This window comes from Gracilibacillus oryzae (assembly GCF_009498735.1).
Taxonomy (GTDB): Bacteria; Bacillota; Bacilli; order Bacillales; family Amphibacillaceae; genus Gracilibacillus; species Gracilibacillus oryzae.
This window is the reverse complement of record NZ_ML762445.1, coordinates 52,143-60,541: the sequence shown is the minus strand read 5'-3', so window position 1 is coordinate 60,541 and position 8,399 is coordinate 52,143. Positions and strand designations below refer to the sequence as shown.

Sequence of the window (8,399 nt, the reverse complement as noted above, 5' to 3'; positions counted from 1 at the left end):
AAAAGAACAAATATGTATTATGTGAATTAGGTTGTTAACATTGTATCTATATTTACACATAAAAAAGGACTTGACTGAATAAGCGGAGCGTCAAGGTATTCGGAGCGTCCGTGAATGCCTTCAGGGAAGAATAAGCGGAGCGTCAAGGTATTCGGAACGTCCGTGAATGCCTTGAACGAAGGATAAGCGGAACGCCAAGGTATTCGGAGCGTCCGTGAATGCCTTGAACGAAGGATAAGCGGAACGCCAAGGTATTCAGACCTTGCCTGAATGACATAATATGTAATTTCTAAATAACTATGTTAGTATAAAAGAAATAAGCAATGTAAAAAGCCTAAGAGAACTTCTCCAGTGTTTTACATTGCTTTTCGAATCCTAATTATTCTTAAATATTTTTATACCAATTAATAAAATAATTACATTAAGCAATAGCAGAAACCAAAAGAAACTTTGAAACCCCAGCATAACTTGATCAAGGTTCTCGTGATTCCCGTTGCTCATCCATTCAGTTATGGAACCTTCTACCCATAAATTCATGAAGGTTACTCCAAAAGCCGTTCCTAAAGCCATTCCTAAATTTCTCAGTAAAGCGATAGCACTGCTGATTGTACCTAACAATTCTTTTGATACTTGTCCAATCATCAAGGTATAGTTAGGCGATGTCAAGACGCCCATAGCCAAACCTAGCAGACATAATAATGCAGCAATTTTCCAAGTATTCGTCCCTGGTGTAATTAAACCTAGCCCAGCTAAACTGAACAGCATGACAACAAGTCCAATTATTACTACTTTCTTACTGCCAAATACATCAGCTAAATTGCCGCTGATTGGTCCCGTTATAGCCATAAGCAAAGGATAAGCCATTAACAATATTCCTGCGAAGGAAGTGGTTGTTTCTAATACACCTACTAAATAAAAAGGAATCACTACCATTGTTGAAAAAGTAATCATATAGCTAACAATGATCGTCATTCCTCCGATTTTAATAAGAGGCGGCTTAAATAACGACAATTGAATAAAAGGATATTCTAATCTGTAACTTCTTCGGACAAACAACCAAATCGATAAGACTCCCGCAAAAGAAACTGGTATTAAATAAAAGGTAAACCCATTGTCTCCTATTACATTTAATACATATATTACAGCAGTGATACCGAATGCGAACATTGCAGCCCCCGTATAATCAAACGGCGTATGCTTACGCCCGGAATTATTTTGAGGAATAAATCGAAATGAGAAAATAGAGACAATCATAACAATCGGTACTTGCAGCCAGAATAATATTTCCCAGGAAAAGATATTAATCAAAAATCCACCTATTGACGGTCCTAATAACGCTCCTAAGCCAACTGCCGTCCCGACAATCCCCATTGCTCTTCCTCTATTTTCACCAGGATAATTCGCTGCAATAATGGCCATATTCGTTGATTGCAGCATAGCAGCTCCTACACCTTGAATAATTCTAGCTGCAATGAGAAAAATCAAGGAATGAGAAGCTGCAGATAACAGTGCACCAATTCCAAACACAATATATCCAATATTATGTATCTCTTTCATTCCAAACAGGTCTGCTAGCTTGCCCATCAGAGGCAAGCTAATCATCACTGCTAATAAATAGGCTGTGACTACCCATTGAGTAATACTGAGAGATGTTTGAAAGAATAAAGACATTTGAGGTAAAGCGATATTAACCAAGCCTGCAGAGAAATGAGATAAAAAAGCCCCAGGACATACTGCAAACAGGATAAATACTGGAGCTATTGTTTTTTCTTTTGCGATCGGAAAAACAATATGTTCAGAATTAAGTTTTCCCATTACACTCACCTTCACTTATTGAGATCTATAGTGTTCGTGCAACTGTTTCCTGAGGCATCCTTATGTTAAAAATTTCATCCGAAGTTGCCACATTCCCAAAAAAGTCCCGAATATTTATTAATGTCATTTCGTGTGCTTTTCTTGAAAAGGATGCACAACAATCTTCTAATAAAACTATCTGATAATCCAGCATAAAACCATCCCTCGCTGTCGATTCCACACAAACATTGGTACTGATCCCAGTCATCAGCAATGATTTAATTCCTTTCGTTTTCAAAACAGATTCTAGTCTTGTATTAATGAACGCACTGTAACGGTGCTTTATCACAACAATATCGTCAGCCTGCGGGTTAATTTCATAAAATTCCGATCCCCATGAACCTTTTCTGCATACAGCTGGTTTTTCCTTATTTCTAAAACGGTTCGTCCAAGTTTTTGAATCAGTGCTTTCCTCATGAATTGTCTGAATATAAATAACAGATACTCCAGCTTCTTTTGCATGTTCAATTACATTTTTTAACGGTGGCATCATACTGCTTACCATTTCTAAATTCGCCCCAGTTTTTGCTAGACTTCCATCTTCATGACAGAAGTCATTTTGTACATCAACCACTATCAATGCTGTTTCTTCCGGTTTTAAAGTGATCATATTACCATCCATCCTCTCTTATTGGACACCCTCTTCAATTGCAAACTTGTTATTGATTTATTTTTTCAACAAATTGCATATCAATTAAGCTATCATACTCATATCCTTCCGTATAAACCCCCGTTTTTTCCACTACTTCCATTACATTTGCAACAGATTCTTCTGAAATATATCCATCAATACTCCATAAATTATCAGCATATGCTCTATCTAAGGAAGCCTGTAAATCTTCATCTGATGATGTTGAAAACTCATCCTTCAATACTTTCATGGCAAGCTCCTTATCTTCCGCGACTGCTTTTAGCCCTCTAACAATCCCATTGACAAAACTTTGGACAACTTCCGGTTCTTCTTCAATGGTCGATTGCTTCACACTCAAAACTGAATAAGCATAATCTCCAAGATCAGGGAACTTATAAAACGGCTCATTCCAAATTCCTTTTGCTATACCATTATTTATTTGCGGTTCTGCACCTACTGCCATATCAGCCTGTCCGTTTTCTACCAGTGATAGCACTGCAGATCCATCAGATGGTTCCTCTAACACAACATCTTTGTCAGGATCCAGACCAACATTCATTAATAACGACCTTGTTAATAAGTTTGGGCTTCCTCCATAGCGTCCTGCAGCAATTGTCTTTCCTTTAAGAAACTCTTTCAAATCTTGTTCACTATTACCTTCTAATTTCTGACTTGTTTCCGCCATAATATATACATTCGCCCTATTAACAACATTGACGACAGATTTAATCGGATCCCCACTTCCGTCATTGGCCATTTGATTCGATTCCGGACCGCCAATATTCCCCCAAGCTTCCCCGCTTACAACAGAAGTAACATGTGCACCGCCAGTTGATGTTACCACTTCAACATCTAATCCCTCTTCTTCAAAATAACCTTCATTTATCGCAACATATAATGGCAAATAACCTATTAAATGAAGTGGTTCTGCTATGGTAATTTTCTTTAACTCATCTTCTGCTCCGGAAGAATTGGAACATCCACCTAACACAAACAAGGTAACAAGAGCAATAATCAACAATCTTTTCATCAGTTTTTCCCCTTTTCTTCTATTATTGTGGTCTTCCTTTCAATAAGAACCGTTCCAGCCAGACTGTGCCTAAGTACATCAGAATCGATAAGGCTGATAAAACTACTACTCCTACCCAAACCAGATTTGTATCCATTATTTGCCCTGCATATAAAATCATCCTGCCGATACCTTGTCTGGAACTAATAAATTCTCCTACTATTGTTCCAGCCAGGGCTAGTGCTATATTAATCTTCAAACTGCTGACAATCCATGGCATTGCCGACGGGATTACCACTTTTGAAAATACTTGACTTCTCTTCGCCCCTAAGGAAAATAACATCTTTTCCAAGTCTTTATCGACTGAATGGACACCACTTTTTGCTGCAAGGGCAGTGACAATAACAGTCATCATAAATGCCAGAATAACTTTAGAAGAAAAACCAATCCCGAACATGATTACTAACACCGGTGCCAGCGCTAATTTAGGGATCGCATTGAAGGCACTGATGTAAGGTTCAGATATCCTGGAATATAGGTCTGACCACCAAAAAGATAGTCCAAGCAATGAGCCGATAAATGTCCCTAATATAAATCCGATGATAGTTGCTCCTGATGTGTAGACAAGATCAGTTAATAATGTACCTTCAGTTAATGAGGTCCATCCTGTTTGAACAATGGTAGATGGATTGCTCCAATAATAGGAATCCAGTAGACCAATACGTGTAAATAACTCCCATGCAGCTATGATGATAAATCCTACAAGTATCCTGCCAAGCAGTGCAATGTGTCTTGTCCTTCTTTCTCGCTGTGCTGGATCTTCTATCACAGATTGTTTCTTCACTCTAAGTAATTTATTTTCCTGCAGACGATCTGTCTTGCTTACAGCTATGTTATTTGATCCACTATTCATCTAGCATCCTCCTATTCTATTTTTTCTTGGTCTTCTTTTAACATTCCAAGCAGCTTCTTCTTAAGATCAACAAATTCTTTCATTAATAAGGTATCTTGACCTCTGGGCCGCGGTATATTAACCGTGACGATTTCTTTCAACCTGCCTGGTCGTGGGGAAAGGACATAGATTTCATCAGATAAATAAATTGCTTCATCAATATCATGTGTGACAAATAGGACTGTTTTATTAAAATCCCCCCAGATTTGCAACAACCATGTTTGCATCTTTAATCTGGTTTGCGCGTCCAAAGCGCCAAATGGTTCATCCAGCAAAATAACATCCTGATCATAGAGTAATGTGCGAAGAAGGGCAGCTCTTTGCTTCATACCACCTGAAAGTTCGCCAGGGTAATGATTCTCAAACCCTCCTAATCCGTATTTTTCCATCAAAGGAACTGCTCTATTTTCTGCTTCCTTCTTTGACACCCCCTTTAGTTCTAAACCTAAGATAATATTGGAAAGAATCGTCCGCCATGGAAGCAGCAAATCCTTCTGTAACATATATCCAACTCGACCACTCTTCCCGATAATATTCTGACCATCCAATAGAATTTCACCAGAGGTTGGTTTTAGTAAGCCTGCTATCATATTGAATAAAGTAGATTTACCACATCCACTTGGTCCAATAATACTGACAAATTTACCTTTAGCGATTTGCATATTCGTTTCCTGTAAGGCTACTACTTCCTGTCCATCTTTTTTGAAAACCTTGCCGCCTGCCACCACTTCCAATTTGTACATCCTGTTCACTCCTTTTTAATATGGAAAAACCGTCAGCTAAAGACCTGTCTGGATACACACTTCTATCCATGTGAAGATCTTAAACTGACGGTTTGCCTGCGCTCAAAAAATGAGTTCATTTAACCAGTCACATAATTTCTGATATCTTTGTTCAATATAATAATAACTACATTCGTATTTTTTGTTGGATCATAGTCTCGCAGAACGATTTCGATACCAAAATCAAAAAGCTCCACCAACTTTTTCTCCAATTGCGTTTTATAATTGATATTTACTAATCTTTCAATAATGTGAGAAACATCTTTGCTCTCTTCATAAATGATATTCAATACAGGAATTCTTTTGTTTTTCGATAGAATAATAATTTTGTTGTCTGTAAAATCAACGTGTTGCTCTATTAACCCTATTTTGAAAATATTCTGATGCACTTGATTGTTTAACTTCATTAAATTCTGTTTCAATTCTCCAGCGTTATGTTTTTTCACTGTTACGTATATCGAGTGCACCTCCTGTCTAACCTTTATCATATACATAATCTAACATACACATTTTTTTGATTCTTCTATTATGTAATATTTTCTAACACCTTTTTTCAAAAAAGAAAGATAGTTATTGGCAAGGCCAAAACGAAAAAAAAGCCCTCCTATACTAAAGAGGGATGAAGATTCCGAACGTCTATTAACTATGGTTTTAACACAACTTTAATACAGTTATCTAATTTTGCATCAAAAATTTCGTATCCATGCTTGGCCTCTGCTAATGGTAATGGATGTGTGATAATATCACTTAAGTCAACTTTTCCAGCACCAATCAGATCATGTAAGTATGGCATATAATGAATAACGGGGGCTTGCCCTGTTCTTATATTCACATTCCGGGCAAAAATATCTCCGAATGGAAAGGCATTATATCGGGAAGCGTAAACACCAGTTACTTGAATATTGCCTCCTTTTCTAACTGCCTGGCTTGCTATTACCAATGCGCCCATTGATCCGCCATGGAGCTTCAGGCCTGTGGCAAGAGACTCTAAATCGCTCATTTTCCCGTCCATTCCTACACAATCGATGACAATGTCAGCGCCACCTTTGGTCATTTCATGCAAATGGGCACCAGCATTTTCATAATCTTCAAAGTTAATCACTTCGACTTTGTTGGTTCGTTTCGCATGTTCCAGCCGATAACCTACGTAGTCAACCGCAATTACTCTTTTCGCCCCTTTAAGCCATGCGAATTTTTGTGCAAGGAGACCAACTGGACCACATCCGAGGATGATGACAGTGTCTCCCTCTTTCATCCCTGAATTGTCCACACTCCAATAGGCTGTTGTGCCTGCATCTGAGAGTAATACTAAATTATCATCATCTACTTCACTTTCTTCAGGTATTTTGTAAGGAGTAAAGTTACCATATGGAACCCGCATATACTCTGCCTGTCCACCAGGATAGCCGCCTGCTGTGCCAGAGTATCCAAAATAGGCTCCCATCTCGCCATTATCATTTGAGTGATCACATTGACTTTCTAATTGATGTTGGCAAAACCAGCATTCTCCACAGCTGACGTTAAAAGGAACAACCACCCTGTCACCTTTCTTTACTTTCGTTACACCTGGTCCTACTTCTTCTACAATACCCATTGGTTCATGCCCAATAATATAATTTTCCTGGATGTTCGGCATCATGCCATGGATCAGATGCAAATCAGAACCACAGATTGCAGTATGTGTTAACTTTACAATAATATCATCTGATTTATGGATTTTTGGTGCATCAACTTCTTTCACAACTACTTCTTTTACACCTTGAAAGGTTACTGCTTTCATCTTATCTCTCCTATTCACTTTACTGCGGTGGTACAGGAAAAAGCCCTTTTCGATTATTATTGGCAGGGAAGAGATCTAGTCCAGCGATATCCACAGCAGTTTGTGCTGCTTTCAAATCAAGCATTTGCTGTTCACTCACATCATATGGATGAAACCATTTCTTTTTCATCATCAACTCAACCACTTCTGTATGATAATCAATTGCCGCTTCCATTTGATTACGGATCGTTGTACGTACTTCGGGGCTTGCTGCCTCTGTTAGGGCGATGGAATAATTTCGTATTGATTCTTTCACCGTTATTAATAAATCCATTGCTATCGCTGAATCAATTTGTTCCGGCATACCTACTGAATTAATTGGATCTAAATAATCATTCATGATAGTCACCTCATTCACTCTGTTTTTCCATAAGGATACAATCGTTGAAGTTGTTTAATTTCCATAACGGATGTATCGACATTCTTTTGTAATAATGCCCTTAATTCCTGGTCAAAGATCACTCCTTGCATCAGCTTTGCTTTTAACAATCCAACTGTTTTCATATTCAATAACTCATGGATATCCATTGTTTCATGAAATGCTAAGTCCTCTTTTCCCACAACGTAAACCTCCTCGCCTTTTTGTAAAGATAAGCATATTTTGTCACCATAGGTTTATCCTATACCCATGGAATCATTATGATTTGCTCAAGCAACTTACAGCATATGAGGTGAAAAAATGGACAATAAAATAGCACTCCATGAACGGATGGAAATTCACGAAATTTTGAATTTCAAAAATTTGTGTTTGACGAAGGCCGCTACAATGCAAGGATTAGTTGGTTGTGAACAGCTAAAAAGTATACTTACAAAGGATGTTTCAGAAGGGAAGCAGCATGTACAACAATTAAATGAATTATTAAAAAGGGATGTGAGTTTATGACAAATATGCTGCAGAAAATTGCCGGCATGGCGGGTATGACAGATCAGGTCATCGCAACAGACTTTTTAATCTCCACGAAAACTGCTGTCAGAAATTTATCATTTGCTCTGACAGAATCGGTAACACCAGAGGTAAGAGAAGCCCTGCAAAAACAACTGAGCTACTCAATTGAAGCACATGAAAAAATCAGCCAATATATGATGGAAAAAGGGTACTATCACCCAAGTGATCTGGATGAACAGCTTTCAATAGACTTGAAAGCATCAAAAGCGGCGATAAAGCTGGCAAAATGAGCAATTCTAAGTCTTTTAGTGAGGTTGAAATTTCCGTTTGCTTTAAGTAATAAACAGGAAATGTCCAATTGGCAGCTGAAGATTTCCGCTTTATATCAGGATTAACGGGAAATCTCTCGGACGATCATAACGGATTTCCTCTTTATCTCAACATTAACTGGAAATCTCCTGGGCGA

Annotated in this window: 11 protein-coding genes; 2 read left to right on the top strand and 9 right to left on the bottom strand. The window is 38.1% G+C overall.

The genetic code is table 11. From position 1 onward, the window contains the following. Positions 1-375: 375 nt before the first annotated feature. From F9U64_RS18690 to F9U64_RS18650, 9 genes are all read right to left on the bottom strand, one after another. A complete protein-coding gene (locus tag F9U64_RS18690; RefSeq protein ID WP_153406418.1) occupies positions 376-1,815 on the bottom strand; it encodes an MFS transporter in 1,440 nt (479 codons plus the stop codon). A gap of 25 nt (positions 1,816-1,840) precedes the next feature. Further along, positions 1,841-2,464, bottom strand: coding sequence for a cysteine hydrolase family protein (locus tag F9U64_RS18685; protein WP_153406417.1), 624 nt, complete (start codon positions 2,462-2,464; stop codon positions 1,841-1,843). A 49-nt stretch (positions 2,465-2,513) separates the two neighbouring features. Further along, positions 2,514-3,515 carry an ABC transporter substrate-binding protein gene (locus F9U64_RS18680; RefSeq protein ID WP_153406416.1) on the bottom strand — a complete coding sequence of 334 codons (1,002 nt, stop codon included), beginning with the start codon at positions 3,513-3,515 and terminating at the stop codon, positions 2,514-2,516. A gap of 22 nt (positions 3,516-3,537) precedes the next feature. Continuing rightward, positions 3,538-4,407 (bottom strand): ABC transporter permease, encoded by an 870-nt coding sequence (locus F9U64_RS18675; protein WP_153406415.1) that lies wholly within the window; start codon positions 4,405-4,407, stop codon positions 3,538-3,540. A gap of 11 nt (positions 4,408-4,418) precedes the next feature. Beyond that, complete coding sequence (locus F9U64_RS18670) at positions 4,419-5,189, bottom strand: ABC transporter ATP-binding protein (RefSeq protein WP_153406414.1); 771 nt, start codon at positions 5,187-5,189, stop codon at positions 4,419-4,421. A 119-nt stretch (positions 5,190-5,308) separates the two neighbouring features. After that, complete coding sequence (locus tag F9U64_RS18665; protein ID WP_153406413.1) at positions 5,309-5,722, bottom strand: Na-translocating system protein MpsC family protein; 414 nt, start codon at positions 5,720-5,722, stop codon at positions 5,309-5,311. A gap of 149 nt (positions 5,723-5,871) precedes the next feature. Next, the gene (locus tag F9U64_RS18660) at positions 5,872-7,008 is read right to left on the bottom strand and encodes a zinc-dependent alcohol dehydrogenase (RefSeq protein WP_153406412.1); all 1,137 of its coding nucleotides are present in this window, start codon (positions 7,006-7,008) and stop codon (positions 5,872-5,874) included. Between the two features lie 19 nt (positions 7,009-7,027). Next, positions 7,028-7,387, bottom strand: coding sequence for a spore coat protein (locus tag F9U64_RS18655; RefSeq protein ID WP_153406411.1), 360 nt, complete (start codon positions 7,385-7,387; stop codon positions 7,028-7,030). A 14-nt stretch (positions 7,388-7,401) separates the two neighbouring features. Continuing rightward, the gene (locus tag F9U64_RS18650) at positions 7,402-7,608 is read right to left on the bottom strand and encodes a spore coat protein (RefSeq protein WP_153406410.1); all 207 of its coding nucleotides are present in this window, start codon (positions 7,606-7,608) and stop codon (positions 7,402-7,404) included. Positions 7,609-7,726: 118 nt separating this feature from the next. Here F9U64_RS18650 and F9U64_RS18645 point away from each other — a divergent pair, with 118 nt between their 5' ends. Both F9U64_RS18645 and F9U64_RS18640 read left to right on the top strand, forming a co-directional pair. Continuing rightward, complete coding sequence (locus F9U64_RS18645; protein WP_153406409.1) at positions 7,727-7,930, top strand: hypothetical protein; 204 nt, start codon at positions 7,727-7,729, stop codon at positions 7,928-7,930. Then, positions 7,927-8,223, top strand: coding sequence for a spore coat protein (locus F9U64_RS18640; RefSeq protein ID WP_153406408.1), 297 nt, complete (start codon positions 7,927-7,929; stop codon positions 8,221-8,223). Before F9U64_RS18645 ends, F9U64_RS18640 begins: the two co-directional genes overlap by 4 nt. The last annotated feature ends 176 nt before the right edge of the window (positions 8,224-8,399 follow it).